This is a genomic window from Mycobacterium sherrisii (assembly GCF_002102355.1).
Lineage (GTDB): Bacteria > Actinomycetota > Actinomycetes > Mycobacteriales > Mycobacteriaceae > Mycobacterium > Mycobacterium sherrisii.
The window spans coordinates 1-21,380 of record NZ_LQPT01000127.1; the positions used below are offsets into that span (position 1 = coordinate 1).

The window sequence follows — 21,380 nt, forward strand, 5'->3', positions numbered from 1 at the left end:
GTGTACCTGCATTCGGCCGTCGACGGGTTCTCCCGACTGTCCTACACCGAAGCCCTTGACAACGAAAAAGCCGTCACCGCAATCGGATTCATGCACCGCGCCCGGGTATGGTTCGCCGTCCATGGCATCGACCGCATCCAGCGGATCGTCACCGACAACGGCGCCTGCTACCGGGCCAAAGACTTCGCCCACGTGCTCCACGGCGCACGCCACCAATTCATCACGCCCTACACCCCGCGCCACAACGGCAAAGTCGAGCGCTACAACCGCATCCTGGCCGAAGAGTTCCTCTACGCCAGGACATGGACCTCAGAAACCCAACGCGCCGAAGCACTCAAAGTCTGGAACATCCACTTCAACTACCATCGACCACACTCTGCCGCCGCAGGCCAGCCACCAGCATCACGACTCGCCACCGGCGTCACCAATGTCATGGCCTCATACAACTAGCCGCCGATCAGGATGGGCTCGGTGCCCTCGGGCGGCGGCGCGGGATGGACGTCGTGGTCGAGCTGGGCGTCGACCATGCGGTCGTCGGGCAGCCGCGGGGTCCCGGCGATCGCGCACTGCAACCACAGCTTGGCCTGCACGACGGGACGACGCCACCGCCGTTCCCGTTGCAGGGCGCGCCGCATCTTGTCGGGCTGGGTGCTGTAGCGCCAGCGGGCCCAGGGGGCGTGCGGACGGGACAGCCGCAACGCGCCGATGATCAGCAAGACCACGATGAACATGCCAACCAGACCGGTCCACACCTTGCCCTTGAGCACCACCACCACGGCCAGCGGCAGGGTCAGCACCATCGCGCCGATCACCGCGGCGTGCCAGGCCGTCGACGCCCGGTCATGCCAGAGCGGGAAGAACAGCATCAGCGGGTGCAGCCCCATGATCAGCAGTCCGGCCACCGCCACCGCGGCGAACACCGCGTCCACCGACGTGCGGCCGTCCTCTTCCCAATACACGTCGGACAGGTGCAGGATCAGCGCGTACTCATCGAGCACCAGTGCCGCGCCGATACCGAAAGATATTGCAGCTATTGTATTTTCGGGCTCCTGCCCGTTGTCCGACAGCGTCACCAACGTCAGCCCGGAGATCATCACCAACACCACCCCGAACGTCACGTGGTGGATGTGCACTCCCCCGATGTGAACGTTGCGCGGCTGCCACCACTTGGCGGGGCGGCCGGCGGCGAGGCGGTGGCGGATGAAACGCACGAAGGTCCGGGTGACAAAGAAGGTCAGGATGAAGGCGATCAGGCAGCACAGCAACGGCAGCCGACCGCCGGCCACGATGTCGTGGGAGAACCAGTGCGCCACTCGGGGCGCGAACCAGGGCCACACGCTTGCAACCTACGCCGGCACACCGGCGCGGCGCGGGAGCCGCGCGGTGGGCCGTGACGGCCCTGCGCACCGATTACGCTGTTCTGCGACATGAGTATTTCGCAGGCGCCCGGCGTGGGCACCCGAGCGGGGCGGGCGTTGGTCTGGTGCCTGTTGTGGCTGCTGGCGGCCGCTGCACTGGGCTACACGGCCTGGGGCCTGTTTGCGCAGACGCCTTATCGCATCGATATCGACATCTATCAGATGGGCGGCCAGACCTGGCTGGATGGCCGCCCGCTGTACCGCGGCGATGTGTTGTTCCACACACCGATCGGGCTGAACCTGCCGTTCACCTACCCGCCGCTGGCGGCGATCGTGTTCTGCCCGTTCGCCTGGTTACACATGCCGGCGGCCAGCGTCGCGATCACGCTGCTGACGCTGGTGTTGCTGGTGCTGTCAACGGTGATCGTGCTGACCCGGTTGGACGTCTGGACCAGCTCGGCGCTGCTGCCCGGCCCGGCCTGGCTGCGCCGGTGGTGGTTGGCGGTGCTGATCGTGGCGCCGGCCACGATCTGGCTGGAGCCCATCGACTCCAACTTCGCCTTCGGCCAGATCAACGTGGTGCTGATGACGCTGGTGATCGCCGACTGCGTGCCGCGCCGCACGCCGTGGCCGCGCGGCGTGTTGCTGGGACTGGGCATGGCGCTCAAACTCACCCCCGCGGTGTTCCTGCTTTATTTCCTGGTGCGCCGGGATTTCCGCAGCGCGCTGACGGCCGTGACGTCGTTCGCGGCGGCGACGCTGCTCGGGTTCATCCTCGCCTTCAGCGACTCGTGGGAGTACTGGACCCACACCGTGCACCACACCGACCGAATCGGTTCGGCGGCGCTGAACACCGACCAGAACATCGCCGGCGCGCTGGCCCGGCTCGGGCTCGGCGAGCACCTGCGGTTCTTGCTCTGGGCCGGCCTGTGCCTGGCCGTGCTGGTGCTGACCGTGTGGGCGATGCGGCACGTGCTGCAGGCCGGGGAGCCGATACTGGCGGTCGTGTGCGTCGCGTTGTTCGGCCTGCTGGTGTCTCCGGTGTCCTGGTCGCACCACTGGGTGTGGGTGCTGCCGACGCTGCTGGTGACGGCGATCCTGGGCTGGCGGCGCCGCAACGTCGCGCTGGGCGTGTTGACCGTCGCCGGGGTTGCGCTGATGGCGTGGAAACCGCTCGAGCTGTTGCCCAAACACCATGAGGAGACCGCCAACTGGTGGCGTCAACTGCTCGGCATGTCGTACGTGTGGTGGGCGCTCGCGGTGATCGCCGCGGCCGGACTCACCGTCACGGCCCGGGTCGGCGCGCGAAACCCCTTGGCGCGCAACGATTCCGATGCTGGCCGTCAGCTCATCGGCGACGTGAACGTGGTCGGTTAACCGGCGGCGGTTTCCGGGATTCGGGTGGCTTCCTCGGAGGCAGCGGCGGGGCCAGGCTCGGAAGCAGGATCGGGGGCGGCGGAATCCTTGTCGCGATTTTTGACGGTCGCGGCGTAGACGTCGACGTATTCCTGGCCGGAGAGCTGCATGAGTTCGTAGATCACCTCGTCGGCGACGGCGCGCTCGATGAACCGGTTGCCGGCCAGGCCCTCGAATCGGGAAAAGTCCATCGGCTTGCCGAACCGGACGGTCACCTTGCCGAAGCGCAGCATCGTCGTCCCGGGCGGGTTGACGACGTTGGTACCGATCATCGCGACCGGAATCACCGGAACACCGGTCTGCAGCGCCAACCGGGCCAGTCCGGTCTTGCCCTTGTACAGCCTGCCGTCGGGCGAACGGGTGCCCTCGGGGTACATGCCCAGCAGCTTGCCGGAGGCCAGCACCCGCTCGGCGGTGTCGAGCGCGGCCTGCGCGGCGTCGGCGTTGCTGCGGTCGATCGGCACCTGACCGACGGCGGTGAAGAACCACCGGCTGAACCAGCCCTTGATTCCGGTGCCGGTGAAATATTCGGACTTGGCCAGGAAGGTGATGCGGCGCCGCACCACCAGCGGCAGGAAGAAGCTGTCCATCACGGCCAGATGATTACTGGCCAGTATCACCGGGCCCGAGTTCGGAACATAGTGCAGGCCTTCGACTTTCGGGCGACCGAGAACCTGCAGCAGCGGGCCGAGGAGGATGTACTTGAATAGCCAGTACCACATGGCCCTCCCTCTCGCCCGCACCCGCCGGTGTTTGCGCCAACTGTACCCATCCCCGACGCAACCGACCACATTCGCCCGGCGGGATCATTCTTCGATGGTCACCGGAATGGGTTGGTAACGGCTTCGCCCATCGGTGTCGGCCCCCGCCTCCGTGGCGCCGTCGCCGTCGGCCGCGGCGCCGCCTTCGGGCGGGTCATCCGGCGGCGGCGTGGCGGACCGGTCGATGTCGCTGACGTCACTGACGATCGCGCGGATGACCTCCAGCAGGGCGATGCTGTGGTCGGCGATCACGGTGAGCAACGGGTGCTGATCACCGGTGGCCAGGGCGGCCAGCGCGCACACCGGACACCAGATCTGCTGACACTTGCCGGTCCCGGGTCCGTTGCCCGCCGTCATCGTCGCGGCCATTCGCACCGCCGGGTCGATGCCGTCCAGGATCGCCTGGGCCAGCCGGCGCAGTTCGGGACCCAGCTCGGAATGCGGCGTCGTCACTTGGGCCACACCTCCGGATCCGGTCGAAATCGAACTGTCAGCTCGTCACCGCGCAAATGCGCGTCCTGCACGGTGCACCGGCGCAGTACCGACGCCAACCGAACCCTGCGCCGCATCCCACCGGCGCTGATGATCAGGTCGTCGTCCACCCGGCCCAGCGACAGCGATCCCGGGTCGAGCTGGGGCAACGTTAGCCGCATCCGGTAGATCGCCCCAAGTCCCGTCCCCGATTCGAGGTCCACAATAGGACGCAACGGTCCCGGCGGGGCCGCTCCACGCCGCAGACGGGCGCTGTCGAGCAACCCGCCGAGCGCCTTGGGGCCGATCGGTTCGCCGGCCAGCAGCGGCGTCATGACCAGCGCGACGTCGCCGATGGTGGCGTCGAGTTCGTCGAGCACCGCCCGCTGCTCGGAGATGCGTTCGCCGTACCAATAGAAGGCCGGGTGCTCGGGCAGGTTGCGGTACTCGTAGGACTCGTCCTCCACCAGCACCCGGTTGACGATCAGTTCCTCGACGCGCACCCCCATCAGCGCCAGCGAACCGAGCGTGCGCACCGCCTCGGCCGCGACCACGCGCTCGGGTGTGAGCACCAGATGTGCGCCGACCCGATCGCCGTCGGTGAGCAGCGCGCTCAACGTCTCGACGCTGCTGCTGATGCGCTCGACCAGTTCCACCACGGCGGCCGAGCGTGGGTCGTCGGCCGCGAGGGACAGCCGGCGATGCCGCGGCCAGGCCCGCTCGACGTAGAGGCCGAAGGTGGCCGGCAGGGTGAGCATCCGCAAGGCGTCCGCGGTCGAGGCGCAGTCGACGACGACGCGATCCCATTGCCCGCACGACGCCAACTCGCCGACCGCATACAGGCCCAGCACCTCCTGGATGCCGGGCAGCGCCGAAAGTTCCTGGGGGGCAATGCTGCTCAGCTCGGAGTCGGGGAATCGCCGATCCAGCGCGGTGACCACTTCCACCCAGCGGGACTCGAGCAGCGCCAGGGTGTCCAGGGCCATCGCGTCGAGCGAGGCCCCGCCGGGCTGGGTAGCGAGGTCGGCGAGCACCCGGACCGGTTCGCCACGGCCGCTCGGCGGCACCGGTACGCCCAGCACGTCGCCGAGCGAATGCGCCTGATCTGTCGACACCACCAGCACGCGTCGCCCGTCGATCGCGTCGGCGACCGCGGTGGCCGCGGCGAGGGTGGATTTCCCTACGCCGCCCTTGCCGACGAAGAGGCTGATCCGGGACACGGACGAGGATTCGGACACGGTAGGGGCGGACGGATCAGACTCACTCAGCCTCGACTCGCTTCTTCAGATCCTTCAAGGCGGTGTCGGTCAGCCGGCGCTCGGCCTTGCGCTTGAGCAACCCGATCATCGGAATCGCCAGGTCGACCGCGAGCTCGTAGGTGACGTCGGTGCCAGATCCCTTGGCCGCCAACCGATATGAGCCTTCCAACGAGCGCAGCAGCGAGCTGGAAACCAGGGTCCAGCTCAGCGATTTGTGATCGGCCGGCCACTGATAGGCCATCACCATGGTGTCCTTGATGACGCCGGCGTCCATCACGAATCGCACCGTCTTCGGGTAACCGTCGGCGCCGCGCTCCTGCACCTCGGCTTCCTTATATTCCGAGATCCACTCCGGGTACGAATCGATGTCGGCGATCACCTGCAGCACCGCGTCCGGATCCGCCTCGATGTGAATGGTCTGGGTCGTCTTTTCCGCCACCTGGCCGCTGCCCTCTCTCCCGTTGACTGCGTCCGCTCCCGGTCACCTTCGGGAGTGCCCCGCATGGGACCGAACGGTACTCCGTGTCAACCGCGCCGCGGCTAAGCTACCGGAGAAACACCCACCGGACGTGACCGTTCCAGCGTCGTCTTGACCTCGAACGCCATTTTCTTACCCGCGACCCGGCGGCGGTGCGTCAGCTTTGCCAAGTTCAGTTTCGCTAGCTGGTGGGCCGCCACACCCGTCGGCTCGGCGTGCAGGAAGTAGTGCAGCACCACGCCGTCCAGCCCGTCTTTTATGGGCTCCAGCCAAATCTCCATGGTGCCGGTCAACGCCCCGGTGACGGTCCAGCGGATGCCCTTCTCGGCCCGATCCTCCACGACCTGCAGCCGCAGATCCGGCCACCACCGCCGCCATTGCGACGGATCGGCCACCGCGGCGCCAACCCGGGCGCCGTCGGCGGCGATATAGGTCTGGTCCGCGATCTGGATACTGTGCATCGTTTCAGCTTCACACATCGTCCTCACCCGTCGCCGCCGGCCACCCGCCGCCCGGCCGGGATCGACCGCGGCACGGACGCGCCCGGCAATCGCGGGCCGCGTCAGCCCACCGCCACCGGACTGCGGGAATATCGCGATTAGTCTGGGTGACAGCAAGCCCGGCCACCGTTCCTAGGTCAATCGAGGTCAACAAGTGCGTGAGTACAGCGTTCCCGCCCGCTTCACCGTCGGCGAGCAGGAGAACATCGCGGCCATGGTCTTCGAGCACGAGCGCGACGACCCCAGCTTTGTCATCTACCAACGGCTGGTCGACGGCGTGTGGACCGGCGTCACGTGCGCCGAGGCCGCCGAGCAGATTCGTTCGGCGGCGTTGGGACTGATCTCCCTGGGTGTGCAGGCCGGTGACCGGGTGTCGATCTTCTCCGCCACCCGCTACGAGTGGGCGATCCTCGATTTGGCCATCCTGGCCATCGGCGGCGTCACCGTCCCGATCTATGAGACCTCGTCGGCCGAACAGGTGCGCTGGGTGCTGCAGGATTCCGAAGCCGTGGTGGCATTCGCCGAGACCGATGCGCACGCGGCGATGGTCACCGAGCTCACCGGCGAACTTCCCGCCCTGCGCCGGGTGCTGCACATCGACGGCTCCGGCCCCAAGGCCCTCGACCAACTCGTCGAGGCCGGCGCGGCGGTCGACCCGGCCGAATTGGCGGCCCGGCAAAGCGCACTGCGCTCCGCGGACCCGGCCACGCTGATCTACACGTCGGGAACCACCGGGCGCCCCAAGGGATGTCAACTCACGCACGCCAACCTGCTCTACGAGACCAAGGGCGCCAAGGAGTGTCTGCCCACGCTGCTCAGCGAGGGGCAGCGGCTGTTGATCTTCTTGCCGCTGGCCCACGTACTGGCCCGCGCACTGACCCTGTCGGCGTGCGCCAACAAGGTCACCGTCGGTTTCACCAGTGACATCAAGAATTTGTTGCCGATGTTTGCCGAGTTCAAGCCGACCGTCGTGGTGTCGGTGCCGCGGGTGTTCGAGAAGGTGTACAACACCGCCGAGCAGAACGCCGCCAACGACGGCAAGGGTCCGATCTTCGCCCGCGCCGTGCAGACCGCGGTGGACTGGAGCGAGGCGTACGACCGCAGCGGTCCCGGGCTGCTGTTGCGTGCCAGGCACGCGCTGTTCGACCGGCTCGTCTACCACAAGTTGCGCGCGGCGCTGGGCGGCGACTGCCACGCCTCGGTCTCCGGCGGCGCGCCGCTGGGCAAGCGGTTGGGGCACTTCTACCGGGGCGTAGGGCTGACCATCCACGAGGGCTACGGCCTGACCGAGACCAGTTCGGCCATCACGGTCAACCAGGTCGGCCAGGTCAAGATCGGCACCGTCGGAACATTGTTGCCCGGCAACAGCATGCGCATCGCCGACGACGGCGAGCTCTTGGTGCGCGGCGGCGTGGTGTTCAGCGGCTACTGGCGCAACGAGCAGGCCACCGCCGAGGCGTTCACCGACGGTTGGTTCAAGACGGGCGATCTCGGCTCGCTCGACGAGGACGGCTTCTTGAAGATCACCGGCCGCAAGAAGGAGATCATCGTCACCGCCGGCGGCAAGAACGTCGCGCCCGCCGTGCTGGAGGACCAGCTGCGGGCACATCCGTTGATAAGTCAGGCGCTGGTGGTCGGGGACGCCAAACCCTTTGTGGGCGCGCTGATCACGATCGATCCCGAGGCGTTCGAGGGTTGGAAGCACCGCAACAGCAAGCCCGCGGGCGCGTCGGTGGGCGATTTGGCCACCGACCCGGACTTGATGGCCGAGATCGACGCCGCGGTCAAGGAGGCCAATCTGGCGGTGTCGCACGCCGAGTCGATCCGCAAGTTCCGCATCCTGCCGGTCGACTTCACCGAGGACACCGGGGAGCTGACACCGACGATGAAGGTCAAGCGCAACGTGGTGGCCGAGAAATTCGCCTCGGACATCGAGGCGATCTACGAGAAGGATTAGTGCCCGGGCGGTTACCCCGGTGTCAGCAGCTGGCCCAGGCGGGCGGCCAGCATGTCCCAGCGCCACTGCGCGGTCACCCATTGGCGTCCGGCCGCGCCCATTGCGCCGGCCCGGTCGCGGTCGGTCAGCAACTCGGTGACCGCCGCACCCACCTCGGCCACCGAGTGACCGTCGACGATAAGCCCGGTTTTGTTGTGCTGCACGGCTTCTGGCGCTCCGCCCGAGTCGCCGGCGATCACCGGAACACCGGTGGCCGAGGCTTCCAAGAAGACGATGCCCAGGCCCTCGACGTCCATCCCGGCGCCGCGGGTGCGGCACGGCATCGCGAACACGTCGGCCAGCGCGTAGTGGGCGGGTAGCTCGGCCGTCGGCACCCCGCCGGTGAAAATTACGTGATCGGCCACCTCGACGTCGTGCGCGAGCTTGCGCAGCGCGCCCAGATACGGACCGTTGCCGACGATCACCAGTGCGGCACCCTCGACACGCGTCCGGATCGACGGCAGCGCCTTGATCAAGACGTCCTGACCCTTGCGCGGCACCAGCCGCGACAGGCAGACCACGGTGGGCCGCTCCCCCAGCCCATAACGCTTGCGCAGCTCGTCGCGGCCGGCCGGGTCGGGCCGGAACCGATCGGTGTCCACTCCGGACGGCAGATATTCCAGCGACGCCGCGGGCCCGAATGCCGTCGCAAACCGAGACCGCGTGTAGCGGCTGACGAACGTCACCACGTCGGTGTCGTTGCCGATGCGGCGCAACACCTGTCGCGCCACCGGAAGCATCGACCAGCCCACCTCGTGGCCGTGCGTGCTGGCCAGCACCCGGGACGCGCCGGCCTGCCGGGCGCGGCCGGCCAGCAGCGCCAGCGGCGCCGCCGCGCCGAACCACACGGTGTCGATGCCGTGCTCGCCGATCAGCCGGCGTATCCGGCTGTCGACCGTCGGTCCCGGCACCATCAAAGTCCCCGGGTGACGCACCACGCGGTAGCCGGCCGCTTCGGCGTCGAAGGCGTCGGCGCCCTTCCACTGCGGCGCGTAGACCAGCACCGAATGTGCCCCGGTGTCGACCAGCCGGGCGACAAATTCGCGCAGGTACGACTGAATTCCGCCGCGCCGCGGCGGAAAGTCGTTGGTTACCAGCAGGACCCGGCTCACCCGCGTCACGTTAGCAATCAGGCCCCGGCGGCCAGCCAGTGCTGCCAGCGCGCGCGCAGCCCGGCCGGGTCGATGCCCAGCACGTCGCGACCGGCACTCACCGGGTCGAGCCGCGCCACCCCGCAGACGGCCAGATAGTAGGCCCGCAGCCGCGGCGCACCGAACGAGTCGGCGACGAACCGGGCGAACCACCAGGCGCGATCGTAGGCCAGCGAGCGTTGCGGCCCGGGCGTGTCCAGCTCGGAGTCCGACGGCTGCGGGCCCGATGACGCCGCCGCGGCGCGCGGGTCCACCGGCGCGGGCGGCCGGGCCACGAAGTCGGCCACGCCTTCGGTCAACCAGCGTGGCGCGTCCAGCGCGGTGTCGGCCCGCGAGGCGTAATGAAAAAGCTCGTGTGTCAACACGATTCGCAACGCCGAATCGCTCATGGTCGCCGCGCCGGGGGCGAAAACGATCCGCTGGCCCAGTACCAGCCGGTGCGCGGGGTCGATCCGGTCGGCGACGGTCACCGCCGCGATGTCGGCCCACTGCGTCGGCCCGCCCCCACCGGCGGCGGCGCGGAACTGCTCGTCGGAACCGGCGGCCAGCACCGAGATGTCGCGCGACCAGTCGATTCCCCAAAACGCCTCCACCCTGTCGATGGCCGCGCCGATGTTGGCCGCGATCCGGGCGAGCAGGCGGTCGGCGGCGGGCCCGCCCAGGCTGACCAAACGGATCTCGCGGTCACCGATCAGCAGCGGCGCCGTTGCCACGCTCGGCTGGCCGGGCGCGGATCCGGCCGGCGGCGCGGATGTCGCGGGACCGCCGGGCGAGTCGAACGGCAGGGCCGCGGCCACGGCGAACTCGACGACGAACACCGCGGCCAGCACCAGCGAAAGCCACCGGCGATGTCGACGGAACGGTCGCGGGGCGGCCCGCTCAGTAACGGCGGGCGTCGTGGATCGGGCCGGCGGCGTTCATCGGCACCACCCGTACCGGCACGCCGTAAGTCGAGGAGTGGATCACCATGCCGTCGCCGACATAGATGCCGCTGTGTGACGCGTCGGAATAGAAGGTCACCACGTCGCCGGGCTGCAGGTCCGACAGCGCGACCGGCTGACCGCCGTTGGCTTGCGCCTGACTGGAGTGTGGCAACGAGATGCCTGCCTGCTGGAACGCCCACATCACCAGGCCCGAGCAGTCGAATCCGCCGGGTGCGGCGCCACCCCAGGAGTACGGCGTCCCGACCTGGCTCAGCGCCGCCTGCACGACGTTGGCCCGGTCACCGCCACCACCGCCGGGGCCGCCCGGTGCCATCCCGGGGAAGCCGCCGGGGAACGGCGCGTCACCGGGCGCGAGGGGACCGGCCGGCGGGGCGCCGGGGGGTAGCGCGTCCGGCCCGGGGGCACCCGGGGCCGGGGCCGCCGCGGGGACGGGACCGGGGTCGGCCAGCGCGGTGCGCTGCTCCGGCGACAGGGAAACGTACTGCGACTTCACCACGGCGATCTGGACCTGCAGCTGGCTCTGCTTGGACTGCAGACTGGCCCGCACCGCGGCGGCCTGCTCGGCAGCGCTCTTGGCGTCCGCGGCGGACTTGGCGGATTCCCGCTCGGCCTTGGCGGCCTGCTCGCCGGCGAGCCGGAAGTCGGCCATCTGGGTCCGCATTTGCGTCGCCATCACCCGCTGCACGGCCATCTTGTCGATCAGCCCCTGCGGTGATTGTGCGGTCAGCATGGCCTCCATGCCGTCGACCCGCCCACCCATGTAGGTGGCTGCGGCGAGCTTGTTCACGGCGGTCTGGAAGCTGGCCAGCCGGGCCCGCGCCCTGTCGACCGCGGCCTGGTCCTCCGCATGTTTCTTGTCGGCCGCCTGCTGGGCGGCGAGCTTGGCGTTGAGGTCAAGCTGCGCGCTGTGCATGGCCTCGGTGGTCTGCTCCGCCTGTCGGGATAGCTCGTTGAGTTTTGCGACCGCGTCTTCGGCCGGGTCGGCCACCACATTGGCGGCGCAGATGCCCGCCAAAACCGTGAAGCTTGCCAGCGTTCCGATGACTGACCGCGTGAGGACACGCGAAATCGCTTGCGCGGAGCCGAAACTCAAAGTATTGCTTCCTTAAACTGCCATCGACGGTCGAGGTCGAGCTGGGTTCAGGTCTCAAACAGGTTACGAAACGATATCGGCGTTTGTCCAAACCAGATCGTTAAGAAAATGGAAAGAATTCTGACGAAAGTATGTGGACAAGACGAATTCCTGGGGTTTGGCTTGCGGGGTCATGACGCAACGTCGGACCCATAATGGCGATGGATCGGCACCAGCCGCAAGCGCGGGGCCAACCCCGCCTCGGCGAGCACCTCGAGCGCGGCCCGCTCGTCCTGCAACAGGGTATCCGGTACCCCGAGTAGCACGCTGACGACGCAATCCCGGCAGCCGGGACCGCGCGCCGCGCAATCGTCGCAGTCGATCACTATCGGCCCGGCCGGTACCGGCGCCGCGCCGCGTGTGCCGCCATCGCCTTCAGGTGCGCTGCTCTGGGCCATCGTGGATCGGTCCTCTCGTCCGGCCTGCGAATCGACTTGCCAAACCAAGTCGTGCTGCGGTGAACGCTAACCACGACCACCGACAACTTCCGCCCACCGCAGTGCGGCGTGGGACGGCACGGCTGTCGGGCCCGACGCTTAACGTCACGCCCATGCGTGTGACGGGTGGGACTCAGCTGAGTTTCGCCGACCTCGATGCAGGCCCCGACACGGGTCCCATGGCGGGTTGCGCGCCGACCGACGACATCCCGTTGCGGGAAACCACCTTCGTCGTCGTCGACCTCGAGACGACCGGCGGGCGCAGCCGGACTACCGCCAAAGCACCCGCCGACGCCATCACCGAGATCGGGGCGGTCAAGGTCCGCGGCGGCGTCGTACTCGGCGAATTCGGCACCCTGGTGGACCCGCAGCGCAGCATCCCGCCCCAGATCGTGCGGCTCACCGGGATCACGACCGCGATGGTGTGCAACGCCCCGACCATCGACGCCGTGCTGCCGATGTTTCTGGAGTTCGCCGGACTGGACTGCGGGGCGATTCTGGTCGCCCACAACGCGCGGTTTGACGTCGGATTTCTGCGAGCGGCCGCGCAACGCTGCGAAATCCGTTGGCCCCGAACGCAAGTACTGTGCACGGTCCAGCTGGCCCGCCGGGTGCTGAGCCGCGAGGAGGCGCCCAGCGTGCGGCTGGGTGCGCTGGCGCGGCTGTTCGCGGTCACCACCCAACCCACCCACCGCGCCCTCGACGACGCCCGCGCCACCGTGGACGTGCTGCACGCCCTGATCGAACGGGTGGGCAACCAGGGCGTGCACAACTACGCCGACCTGCGCTCCTACCTGCCCAACGTGACGCCGACGCAGCGCCGTAAGCGGGTGCTCGCCGATCCGCTGCCGCACCGGCCCGGGGTCTACCTGTTCCGCGGGCCCGCCAACGAGGTGCTCTACGTCGGTACCGCCGTCGACCTGCGCCGCCGGGTCGGCCAGTACTTCACCGGCGCCGATCCGCGCGGGCGGATGAAGGAGATGGTCACCCTGGCCGGCGCGGTCGAGGCCATCGAATGCGCCCACGCGCTCGAGGCCGGGGTGCGCGAGCTGCGCATGCTCGTCGCGCACGCTCCGCCGTACAACCGCCGCTCACGTTTCCCGCAGCGCTGGTGGTGGGTGGTGCTCAGCGAGGAAGCGTTTCCCCGGTGGTCGGTGGTGCGGGCCCCGCGCCACGACCGCGCCATCGGGCCGTTTCGGTCCCGCACCGAGGCGGCCGACACCGCGGCGCTGCTGGCGCGGTTCACCGGAATCCGCACCTGCACGGCCCGGCTCGGACGGTCGGCCCGGCACGGCCCGGCCTGCCCCGAAGTCGAGGTGTCGCCCTGCCCCGCCGGGCGCGACCTGACCGCCACGCAGTACGCCGCGGCGACACAGCGGGCCGCGGACCTGATCGAGGGCACCGACAACAGCGCCCTGGCGGCCGCGGTCGACCAGGTCACCGCGCTGGCCGAGCATCGCCACTTCGAGAGCGCGGCGCGGCTGCGTGACCGCACGGCCGCCGCGGTCGAGATCCTGTGGCGAGGCCAGCGGCTGCGGGCGCTCGCCGCGCTGCCCGAGCTGATCGCCGCCGCCCCGGACGGCAGCGGCGGCTACCACCTCGCCGTCATCCGCCACGGCCAGCTCGCCGCGGCCGGCAACGCCCGCCGCGGGGTGCCACCGATACCGGTGATCGACGCCATTCACGCTGGCGCACAAGCGATTCTGCCGACCGATGGGCCGCTGGGCGGGGCGCTGGTTGAAGAGACGGCACTGATCGCACGCTGGTTGTCCGCCCCCGGAGTGCGCATCGTGCGGGTCGCCGACGACATCGGCTGGTCCTCCCCGCTGCGGTCCGCCGGTCCGTGGGCCGGTTGGGCCGCGACCGCACGCTCGGCGCGACTGGCGAGCGAACAGGCGGTGCGCGAACGGGACTCAGACCTGCTGGCTGAACCGCGCCCAACGCGCGAGCAGCTGTTCGGCGGCGCCGGAGTCGATGGCCGCGGCGGCGCGGGCCAGCCCGTCCTCCCACGCCGGCAACCATTCAGCGCGGCTGGATAGCCCCGCGTGCGCGACGATCGCGCCGGCCGCGTTGAGCACCACCGCGTCGCGGACCGGGCCTTTGGCGCCGCCCAGCACCGCCCGCACCTCGGCGGCATTGAACCCGGCGTCGCCGCCCACCAGCTCGTCGAGCTCGGCGCGGGCGAACCCGAAACCCGCGGGGTCGAACGTCAGCTTGTCGACCGTGCCCGCCTGCACCCGCCAGATGGTGCTGGTGGTGGTCGTGGTCAATTCGTCGAGACCGTCGTCGCCGTGCACCACCAGCACGCTGGCGCGCCGTGCGGCGAACACCCCGGCCATCACCTCGGCCAGACTGGCGAACGCGCAGCCGATCAACCCGGCCCGCGGGCGCGCCGGATTGGTCAGCGGCCCAAGGAGATTGAAGACCGTCGGAATCCCGATCTCACGGCGCACCGCCGACGCGTGCCGGTAGGACGGGTGAAACACCGGGGCGAAGCAGAACCCGATGCCCACCTCGGCCAGACTGCGGGCGACCTGATCGGGTCCGAGGTCGATGCGCACGCCGAGTGCCTCGAGGGTGTCGGCGCCGCCGGATAACGAGGAGGCCGCGCGGTTGCCGTGCTTGACCACGGGCACCCCGGCGGCGGCGACCACGATCGCGGCCATCGTGGACAGGTTGACGGTGTTCACCCCGTCGCCGCCGGTCCCGACGATGTCGACGGCGTCTCGAATATCGCCGTGGATCGTGTCGTTGGGGACCGGGATGGCGTGGCTGAGCATCACCTCGGCCAGCTCGCTGACCTCGGCGGCGGTCGGGGCCTTCATCTTCAGCGCGACGGCGAACGCGGCGATCTGCGCCGGCCGCGCGTTGCCGGTCATGATCTCCTCCATCGCCCACGCGGCCTGCCCGCGCGCCAGGTTGTCGCCGTCGGTCAACCGGGCGAGCAGCTGCGGCCAGGTCGGTGCGGCGCCGGGGGCGGCGGCAGAAAACACCCGGGACGATGGAACTTCACGTGACAGAGCCACGCGCCGATGGTCCCACGGCGGGCCACCACCGCCCAACCCTCGCGTCGGGGGCCCTAAAACGACGCGCCCGAGCGAATTCCGGCCCCGGGTAGAGTTCAACAACTACAAAGCGTCATACTTGCGGATGTGACGAGTGCTGTAGGGACCTCGGGGACTGCGATCACGTCTCGGGTGCATTCGCTGAACCGGCCCAACATGGTCAGTGTCGGCACCATCGTGTGGCTTTCCAGCGAGCTGATGTTCTTTGCCGGCCTGTTCGCGTTCTACTTCACCGCGCGCGCACAAGCGGGCGGGAGTTGGCCGCCGCCCCCGACCGAGCTGAATCTGTACCAGGCCGTTCCGGTGACGCTGGTGTTGATCGCGTCGTCGTTCACCTGCCAAATGGGCGTGTTCGCCGCCGAGCGCGGCGACGTGTTCGGGCTGCGCCGCTGGTATGTGATCACCTTCCTGATGGGGCTGTTCTTCATCCTCGGGCAGGGCTACGAGTACTACCACCTGGCCACCCACGGAACGACCATCCACGGCAGCGCCTACGGCAGCGTGTTCTATCTCGCGACGGGATTCCACGGGCTGCACGTGACGGGCGGGCTGATCGCCTTCATATTCCTGCTGGCCCGCACCGGGATGAGCAAGTTCACCCCGGCGCAGGCGACGGCCAGCATCGTCGTCTCCTACTACTGGCATTTCGTCGACATCGTGTGGATCGCGCTGTTCACCGTGATCTATTTCATTCGATGAGCCGGCGTCAGATGAACAGGAGTGCTCGCTTGAAGAACCTGGGATTCGTCCGATCCCGCGGCCGCAAGCCGCAGAGCCAGTCCAGTGCGTCGAGCAGCCGATCGCGGCGGCGGCTGCGGCGTCGGCTGACCGGCGGGCTGCTGCTGATGATCGCGCTGACCATCTCCGGCGGGGTGGCGGCCGTGTTGACTCCCACCCCCCAGGTGGCGGTGGCCGACGAATCATCCTCGGCGCTGCTGCGCAACGGCAAGCAGCTGTTCGAGACGTCGTGCGTGTCCTGCCACGGCGCCAACCTGCAGGGCGTCCCCGACCACGGCCCCAGCCTGGTCGGCGTCGGCGAGGCGGCCATCTACTTCCAGGTGTCCAGCGGCCGGATGCCGGCGATGCGCGGCGAGGCGCAGGCCCCGCGCAAGGAACCCATCTTCGACGAGGCCCAGATCGACGCGATCGGTGCGTATGTGCAGGCCAACGGCGGCGGCCCCACGGTCGTGCGCAACCCCGACGGCAGCATCGCGATGAAGTCGCTGCGCGGCACCGACCTGGGCCGCGGTGGCGACCTGTTCCGGCTCAACTGCGCGTCCTGCCACAACTTCACCGGCCGGGGCGGGGCGCTGTCGTCCGGCAAGTTCGCGCCACAGCTCGAGCCGGCCAATGAGCAGCAGATCCTCACCGCGATGCTGACCGGTCCGCAGAACATGCCGAAGTTTTCCGACCGACAGCTGTCGTTCGAAGCCAAGAAGGACATCATCGGCTACGTCAAGAACGTCACCGAGGAACGTTCGCCGGGCGGGTATGGCCTGGGCGGGTTCGGGCCCGCGCCTGAGGGTATGGCCGCCTGGATCATCGGGATGGTTGCCGCCATCGCGCTGGCACTGTGGATTGGGGCGCGAGCATGAGCGTCGGCTCAGACACTGACAAGGGCACCGGCTCTCCCAACGAGCCCGACGAGGCCGCCCTGGCCGCGATGTCCACCCAGGAGCTGCTCGAGCTGGGCGGCAGGATGGACGGCGTCGAGACGGTCTTCAAGGAGTCTCGCTGGCCGGTCGAGGGCACCAGAGCCGAAAAGCGCGCCGCGCGCGGCGTGGCGCTGTGGCTTTTGCTGGGCGGCGGCTTCGGACTGGCGCTGCTGCTGGTCTTCCTGTTCTGGCCGTGGGAGTACAAGCCGGAGGGCGACTCCGGCAACCTCGTCTATTCGCTGACCACTCCGCTGTACGGCCTGACCTTCGGCATGTCCATCCTGTCGATCGCGATCGGCGCGATTCTCTACCAGAAACGCTTTATCCCGGAAGAGATTTCGATCCAGCAGCGGCACGACGGGGCGTCCCGCGAGATCGACCGCAAGACCGTGGTGGCCAACCTGACCGACGCCTACCAGACGTCGACCATCGGGCGGCGCAAGCTGATCGGCGCGTCGCTGGGGCTGGGCCTGGGCGCGTTCGGTCTTGGCACCCTGGTCGCGTTTGCCGGCGGCCTGATCAAGAACCCGTGGAAACCGGTCGTGCCCACCGCCGACGGCATGAAGGCCGCGCTGTGGACGTCGGGCTGGACCCCCCGCTACCACGGCGAGACGATCTACCTGGCGCGCGCCACCGGCTCGCACACCGGGGCGCCCTTCGTCAAGATGCGCCCGGAGGACATCGACGCCGGCGGCATGGAGACCGTCTTCCCGTGGCGCGAGTCCGACGGCGACGGCACCACGGTGGAATCGAAGGAGAAGCTGACCGCCATCCAGATGGGTGTCCGCAACCCGGTCATGCTCATCCGGATCCGGCCCAGCGACATGCCGCGCATGGTCAAGCGGCAGGGGCAAGAGAGCTTCAACTTTGGCCAGCTGTTCGCCTACACCAAGGTGTGCTCGCATCTGGGCTGCCCGGCCTCGCTGTACGAGGAGCAGACCTACCGGATTCTGTGCCCGTGCCACCAATCGCAGTTCGACGCACTGCATTTCGCTAAGCCGATCTTCGGCCCGGCCGCGCGGGCGCTGGCACAGCTGCCCATCACCATCGACTCGGACGGGTACTTGGTCGCCAACGGCGACTTCATCGAGCCCGTCGGCCCCGCATTTTGGGAGAGGACGACATCATGAGTCCACGGTTGAATTCCTCAAAGCTGATGAGTCCCCCGAAGATCGGCGATGTCCTGGCCCGCCAGGGCGAGGACATCGACACCCGGTATCACCCGTCGGCGGCGGTGCGTAGACAACTCAACAAGGTCTTCCCGACGCACTGGTCGTTCCTGCTCGGTGAGATCGCCATGTACAGCTTCTTCGTGTTGCTGCTCACCGGTGTGTACCTCACGCTGTTCTTCGACCCGTCGATGGTCGAGGTCACCTACAACGGTGTGTACCAACCGCTGCGGGGCGTCGACATGTCCCGCGCCTATCAGTCGGCGCTCGACATCTCCTTCGAGGTGCGCGGCGGCCTGTTCGTCCGGCAGGTGCACCACTGGGCCGCGCTGCTGTTTTCGGCGTCGATCATGGTGCACCTGGCCCGCATCTTCTTCACCGGCGCGTTCCGCCGGCCACGCGAGGCCAACTGGGTGATCGGGTCGCTGCTGCTGATCCTGTCGATGTTCGAGGGTTACTTCGGTTACTCGCTGCCTGACGACTTGCTGTCCGGTATCGGCCTGCGGGCCGCCCTGTCGTCGATCACGCTGGGCATGCCGGTGATCGGAACCTGGCTGCACTGGGCGCTGTTCGGCGGCGACTTCCCCGGCACCATCCTGATCCCCCGGATGTACTCGCTGCACATCCTGTTGATCCCGGGCATCATCCTGGCGCTGATCGGGCTGCACCTGGCCATGGTGTGGTTCCAGAAGCACACCCAGTTCCCCGGCCCCGGCCGCACCGAGCACAACGTCGTCGGCGTGCGGGTCATGCCGGTGTTCGCGGTCAAGTCCGGCGCGTTCTTCGCCGCGATCGTCGGCGTGCTGGGGCTGATGGGCGGCCTGCTGCAGATCAACCCGATCTGGAACCTGGGGCCCTACAAGCCATCTCAGGTGTCGGCCGGTTCGCAACCCGACTTTTACATGATGTGGACCGAAGGCCTGGCACGTATCTGGCCGCCGTGGGAGTTCTACTTCTGGCACCACACCATTCCCGCCGCGGTCTGGGTGGCGTTGATCATGGGCCTGATCTTCGTGCTGCTGGTCATCTACCCCTTCCTGGAGAAGCGGTTCAGCGGCGACAACGCCCACCACAACCTGCTGCAGCGGCCGCGCGACGTCCCCGTGCGGACCTCGATCGGCGCGATGGCGATCTCGTTCTACATGCTGCTGACGCTGTGCGCGATGAACGACATCATCGCGTTCACGTTCCACATCTCGCTGAACGCGACGACGTGGATCGGGCGCATCGGCATGGTGGTGCTGCCGCCGTTGGTGTACTTCACCACCTACCGGTGGTGCGTGAGCCTGCAGCGCAGCGACCGCGCACTGCTCGAGCACGGGGTGGAGACCGGCATCATCAAGCGGCTGCCCCAGGGTGCGTACATCGAGCTGCACCAGCCGCTGGGCCCGGTCGACGAGCACGGCCATCCGATCCCGCTGGAGTACCAGGGTGCGCCGATCCCCAACAAGATGAACAAGTTGGGTTCGGGCGGTTCACCGGGCAGCGGCAGCTTCTTGTTCGCCGACCCGCCGGCCGAGGACGCGGCGTTGCGCGAGGCCGCCCACGCCTCCGAGCAACGCGCTCTCACCGCGCTGCGGGAGCGTCAGGACACCAACGGATCGGTCAACGGCGAGCACTAGCTCTGATACGGCCTAGAAACAGCAACGCGTCGACTAATGGCAGCCGACGCGTTGCTGTTGGGCCGCCCGCACGATTGAGCCGGCGGTCGTGAACACCGGTTTGAGGCGATCGTCGTCGCCGACCGGCAGATCCGCGGCGCAGCGCAGCACCATCCGCGCCAGCGTGCTGTAGGTGGCGTACGAGACGATCAGCAGGTTGACGCACCCGCTGTCGCCGCTGATGGTCATCACGTGCTGACGCTTGTGCTCCCAGCCCGGCCAGTTGAAGTCGGGCGGACGTTGCAGCGGCTGCCAGTTGACGTTGATCGAGGTGATGTCGCCCAGCAGCGGGGTCAGCGTCGCGATCAGGTCGGGCAACTCGTTGGTGATGCGGTCGGCGCGAGGCCACCACGCGCCGTCGATGGCGCGGCCGAGCTCGCGGGCCACCGACACCCGAACCGGGTGGGATCGGCCGCGACCACTCAGCAGACGGGTCATCGGGGATGTCGCCGTCCCGCGCTGGCCATAGCTGCACACGTCACGGGTGGTCCCTTCGCTGGCGACATCGCCTCACGGGCGCGGGGCGCGGAGTGGGTGTCTTCGGAGCCAATGCGGTGGTCAATCGTGGCCAACGAGGACAAACTCACAGCTCACGCTACGCCACCGGTAAATGTTCACTGACCGCACCCGGCCCATTGCCGATGCGCGCGGCGGATTACACGTAGGCTGGGGGCAACAGAAATGGGGCCTGGCACATTCATGGCAATACAGAACTGGGACGATGCTCCCGAGATCCATCCTTCCGATGTCCGGGTCGGCGACGTCATCGGCACCTTGGAACCCAGCCGGCTGCGCTACACGGTCAAGATGATCGGCGGCCCGCAGAAGAGCCCCGGCAAGTGGACGTTCTTCTGCCGTGACGCCGGCGGGCTGCAGCACACCAGCACCGTCCGCGACGACCAGTTGATCCGCCGGTACGCCAAGGCGGTGTGACGGCCCGGTCGGACTAGTTGGCCTCGACCTCGTGGCGTAGCTGCCGCACGAACAGCCACTCGACCGCCGGCAACGCCGCGGTGATGACGCCGGCCAGCGCGTAGCCGACCCACGACGGGCCGTCGTGCCCGACGGCCATCGCATAGGTCGCCGCGGCGGCCGCGATCAGTGCCGCACCGATGGTGCCAACCATCACCACCGCGCCGCGCAGCCAGATGCGGTCCACCGCTTCGCCGGACCACTCCCCGACCGTCCCCGCCGCCGCGGCGCGCTGCTGGCGCACCCGGTCGACCACCTTGCGCCCGGCCGGCTGCGTGACCGACGGGCGTCCCTGCAGGGCAGTCGATCTGACCACCGGCGGCTCGGTCTTGCTCATCCTGCGGGCCCGCAGCAGCACCGGGATCGCTCCCGCGATGATCAACGCGGATATGACGATGACGGCGTACAACACCCACGGCGTGCTGTGCGCGTTGCGGGCCGCGCTGTGAAAGCCCCGGCCCAGATCGGCCAATGCGACGGCCGCGGCCACGCTCACGCCGAGCAGTACCAGCCAGACCGCGGCGCAGACGCCCAGCAGCAGGCGGTCGATGACATCCGGCGGAACGTCGGACCCGCGCCGATACGCGGAATATCTGTTGACCATCAGCAGCTCGTCTGCGGCGCGTCGCCGTTGTTGGACGACAGCACCGTCCCATCGCTCGTGGTGATCGAGCAATTGAGCCTGCTGACCCGGAAGAGGCTGGACGCCTGCACGGAGCCGACGTCGGATTGTGAGATCGGAGTGACCGTCATCGACCACGGAATGTAGACGTTGTGCTGGGTGCGGGAGCGTCCGGAGGCGTCGACGTAGGTCACGGAGATGATGTCGCCCGGCGCCTTGGTGCCGGTCACCGAGTAGGTCACCTGCCGCGGGCCGGCCGGCGTGGTGGTCGGAGGCGGTGCGGGCGGGGCCGCGGTGGCCGACGTGGTGGCGGGCGGGGGCGCGCTGGTGGGC

General features: G+C 68.6%; 22 protein-coding genes and 1 pseudogene. 9 read left to right on the forward strand and 14 right to left on the reverse strand.

Annotation, left to right across the window (positions count from 1 at the left end; genetic code table 11):
- A partial coding sequence (locus AWC25_RS26110; protein ID WP_142279065.1) for an integrase core domain-containing protein occupies positions 1-450 on the forward strand: 450 nt, incomplete at its 5' end.
- Here AWC25_RS26110 and AWC25_RS26115 read toward each other — a convergent pair.
- Positions 447-1,313, reverse strand: a complete 867-nt coding sequence (locus AWC25_RS26115; RefSeq protein WP_069400991.1) for a hypothetical protein — start codon at positions 1,311-1,313, stop codon at positions 447-449. The two genes, AWC25_RS26110 and AWC25_RS26115, sit on opposite strands and share 4 nt — an antisense overlap.
- 114 nt (positions 1,314-1,427) lie before the next feature.
- On the opposite strand from AWC25_RS26115, the gene AWC25_RS26120 reads away from it, so the two are divergent.
- On the forward strand, positions 1,428-2,735 hold the full coding sequence (locus tag AWC25_RS26120; protein WP_085168217.1) for a glycosyltransferase 87 family protein: 1,308 nt from the start codon (positions 1,428-1,430) through the stop codon (positions 2,733-2,735).
- Here AWC25_RS26120 and AWC25_RS26125 read toward each other — a convergent pair.
- The 5 genes from AWC25_RS26125 to AWC25_RS26145 form a co-directional block, all read right to left on the reverse strand.
- A complete protein-coding gene (locus AWC25_RS26125; RefSeq protein WP_069400990.1) occupies positions 2,732-3,496 on the reverse strand; it encodes a lysophospholipid acyltransferase family protein in 765 nt (254 codons plus the stop codon). The genes AWC25_RS26120 and AWC25_RS26125 overlap by 4 nt on opposite strands.
- An 84-nt stretch (positions 3,497-3,580) precedes the next feature.
- A complete protein-coding gene (locus AWC25_RS26130; protein WP_069400989.1) occupies positions 3,581-3,988 on the reverse strand; it encodes a hypothetical protein in 408 nt (135 codons plus the stop codon).
- Entirely contained in the window at positions 3,985-5,226 is a 1,242-nt protein-coding gene (locus AWC25_RS26135) for an ArsA family ATPase (protein ID WP_142279066.1), read from the reverse strand. Before AWC25_RS26135 ends, AWC25_RS26130 begins: the two co-directional genes overlap by 4 nt.
- A 40-nt stretch (positions 5,227-5,266) precedes the next feature.
- Positions 5,267-5,704 carry an SRPBCC family protein gene (locus AWC25_RS26140; protein ID WP_069400988.1) on the reverse strand — a complete coding sequence of 146 codons (438 nt, stop codon included), beginning with the start codon at positions 5,702-5,704 and terminating at the stop codon, positions 5,267-5,269.
- Positions 5,705-5,805: 101 nt separating this feature from the next.
- Positions 5,806-6,204 (reverse strand): polyketide cyclase / dehydrase and lipid transport, encoded by a 399-nt coding sequence (locus AWC25_RS26145; protein WP_069400987.1) that lies wholly within the window; start codon positions 6,202-6,204, stop codon positions 5,806-5,808.
- A gap of 193 nt (positions 6,205-6,397) precedes the next feature.
- Between AWC25_RS26145 and AWC25_RS26150 the strand changes: the two genes are divergently transcribed.
- A complete protein-coding gene (locus AWC25_RS26150) occupies positions 6,398-8,200 on the forward strand; it encodes an AMP-dependent synthetase/ligase (protein ID WP_069400986.1) in 1,803 nt (600 codons plus the stop codon).
- Positions 8,201-8,211: 11 nt separating this feature from the next.
- On the opposite strand, the gene pimB is transcribed toward AWC25_RS26150, so the two are convergent.
- The 4 genes from pimB to AWC25_RS26170 all read right to left on the reverse strand — a co-directional run bounded on the left by pimB (position 8,212) and on the right by AWC25_RS26170 (position 11,864).
- Positions 8,212-9,351, reverse strand: coding sequence for a GDP-mannose-dependent alpha-(1-6)-phosphatidylinositol monomannoside mannosyltransferase (pimB, locus tag AWC25_RS26155; RefSeq protein ID WP_069400985.1), 1,140 nt, complete (start codon positions 9,349-9,351; stop codon positions 8,212-8,214).
- 17 nt (positions 9,352-9,368) lie between these two features.
- A complete protein-coding gene (locus tag AWC25_RS26160; RefSeq protein ID WP_372513603.1) occupies positions 9,369-10,103 on the reverse strand; it encodes a hypothetical protein in 735 nt (244 codons plus the stop codon).
- 166 nt (positions 10,104-10,269) lie between these two features.
- Entirely contained in the window at positions 10,270-11,427 is a 1,158-nt protein-coding gene (gene ripC, locus AWC25_RS26165) for a peptidoglycan hydrolase RipC (protein ID WP_069400984.1), read from the reverse strand.
- 170 nt (positions 11,428-11,597) lie between these two features.
- Positions 11,598-11,864 (reverse strand): hypothetical protein, encoded by a 267-nt coding sequence (locus tag AWC25_RS26170; protein WP_069400983.1) that lies wholly within the window; start codon positions 11,862-11,864, stop codon positions 11,598-11,600.
- 152 nt (positions 11,865-12,016) lie between these two features.
- Here AWC25_RS26170 and AWC25_RS26175 point away from each other — a divergent pair.
- Positions 12,017-13,879: pseudogene (locus tag AWC25_RS26175) on the forward strand (DEDD exonuclease domain-containing protein); the annotation flags it as partial.
- On the opposite strand, the gene trpD reads toward AWC25_RS26175, so the two are convergent.
- Positions 13,817-14,929, reverse strand: a complete 1,113-nt coding sequence (trpD, locus tag AWC25_RS27620) for an anthranilate phosphoribosyltransferase (RefSeq protein ID WP_069400982.1) — start codon at positions 14,927-14,929, stop codon at positions 13,817-13,819. The pseudogene AWC25_RS26175 and the gene trpD sit on opposite strands and share 63 nt — an antisense overlap.
- Positions 14,930-15,055: 126 nt before the next feature.
- Between trpD and ctaE the strand changes: the two genes are divergently transcribed.
- Genes ctaE through qcrB form a run of 4 tightly spaced genes read left to right on the forward strand, consistent with a single transcriptional unit; the run spans position 15,056 to position 19,414 of the window.
- Complete coding sequence (gene ctaE / locus AWC25_RS26185; protein WP_044506566.1) at positions 15,056-15,667, forward strand: aa3-type cytochrome oxidase subunit III; 612 nt, start codon at positions 15,056-15,058, stop codon at positions 15,665-15,667.
- Positions 15,668-15,696: 29 nt separating this feature from the next.
- The gene (qcrC, locus tag AWC25_RS26190; RefSeq protein ID WP_069400981.1) at positions 15,697-16,563 is read left to right on the forward strand and encodes a cytochrome bc1 complex diheme cytochrome c subunit; all 867 of its coding nucleotides are present in this window, start codon (positions 15,697-15,699) and stop codon (positions 16,561-16,563) included.
- Positions 16,560-17,753 carry a cytochrome bc1 complex Rieske iron-sulfur subunit gene (gene qcrA / locus AWC25_RS26195; protein WP_069400980.1) on the forward strand — a complete coding sequence of 398 codons (1,194 nt, stop codon included), beginning with the start codon at positions 16,560-16,562 and terminating at the stop codon, positions 17,751-17,753. Before qcrC ends, qcrA begins: the two co-directional genes overlap by 4 nt.
- Positions 17,750-19,414, forward strand: a complete 1,665-nt coding sequence (gene qcrB / locus AWC25_RS26200; RefSeq protein ID WP_069400979.1) for a cytochrome bc1 complex cytochrome b subunit — start codon at positions 17,750-17,752, stop codon at positions 19,412-19,414. The genes qcrA and qcrB overlap by 4 nt, the downstream gene beginning before the upstream one ends.
- A 33-nt stretch (positions 19,415-19,447) precedes the next feature.
- Here the strand turns inward: qcrB and AWC25_RS26205 are convergent, their stop codons facing one another.
- Positions 19,448-19,891 (reverse strand): DUF5994 family protein, encoded by a 444-nt coding sequence (locus AWC25_RS26205; RefSeq protein ID WP_069400978.1) that lies wholly within the window; start codon positions 19,889-19,891, stop codon positions 19,448-19,450.
- 261 nt (positions 19,892-20,152) lie between these two features.
- Here AWC25_RS26205 and AWC25_RS26210 point away from each other — a divergent pair, with 261 nt between their 5' ends.
- The gene (locus tag AWC25_RS26210; RefSeq protein ID WP_069400977.1) at positions 20,153-20,386 is read left to right on the forward strand and encodes a hypothetical protein; all 234 of its coding nucleotides are present in this window, start codon (positions 20,153-20,155) and stop codon (positions 20,384-20,386) included.
- 13 nt (positions 20,387-20,399) lie between these two features.
- Here AWC25_RS26210 and AWC25_RS26215 read toward each other — a convergent pair whose 3' ends face one another.
- Together AWC25_RS26215 and AWC25_RS26220 are read right to left on the reverse strand one after the other, a co-directional pair.
- Positions 20,400-21,029 carry a DUF2561 family protein gene (locus AWC25_RS26215; RefSeq protein ID WP_069400976.1) on the reverse strand — a complete coding sequence of 210 codons (630 nt, stop codon included), beginning with the start codon at positions 21,027-21,029 and terminating at the stop codon, positions 20,400-20,402.
- Positions 21,029-21,380 (reverse strand): MmpS family transport accessory protein (locus AWC25_RS26220; protein WP_244899614.1); only part of this gene is annotated, 352 nt, incomplete at its 5' end. The genes AWC25_RS26215 and AWC25_RS26220, both read right to left, overlap by 1 nt.

Coding starts and splice junctions, on each gene's coding strand:
- qcrB (WP_069400979.1), top strand. CDS start 17,750: ATGAGTCCACGGTTGAATTCCTCAAAGCTGATGAGTCCCCCGAAGATC.
- AWC25_RS26125 (WP_069400990.1), bottom strand. CDS start 3,496: ATGTGGTACTGGCTATTCAAGTACATCCTCCTCGGCCCGCTGCTGCAG.
- AWC25_RS26170 (WP_069400983.1), bottom strand. CDS start 11,864: ATGGCCCAGAGCAGCGCACCTGAAGGCGATGGCGGCACACGCGGCGCG.
- AWC25_RS26205 (WP_069400978.1), bottom strand. CDS start 19,891: ATGACCCGTCTGCTGAGTGGTCGCGGCCGATCCCACCCGGTTCGGGTG.
- AWC25_RS26210 (WP_069400977.1), top strand. CDS start 20,153: ATGGCAATACAGAACTGGGACGATGCTCCCGAGATCCATCCTTCCGAT.
- AWC25_RS26145 (WP_069400987.1), bottom strand. CDS start 6,204: ATGCACAGTATCCAGATCGCGGACCAGACCTATATCGCCGCCGACGGC.
- AWC25_RS26215 (WP_069400976.1), bottom strand. CDS start 21,029: ATGGTCAACAGATATTCCGCGTATCGGCGCGGGTCCGACGTTCCGCCG.
- AWC25_RS26120 (WP_085168217.1), top strand. CDS start 1,428: ATGAGTATTTCGCAGGCGCCCGGCGTGGGCACCCGAGCGGGGCGGGCG.
- qcrA (WP_069400980.1), top strand. CDS start 16,560: ATGAGCGTCGGCTCAGACACTGACAAGGGCACCGGCTCTCCCAACGAG.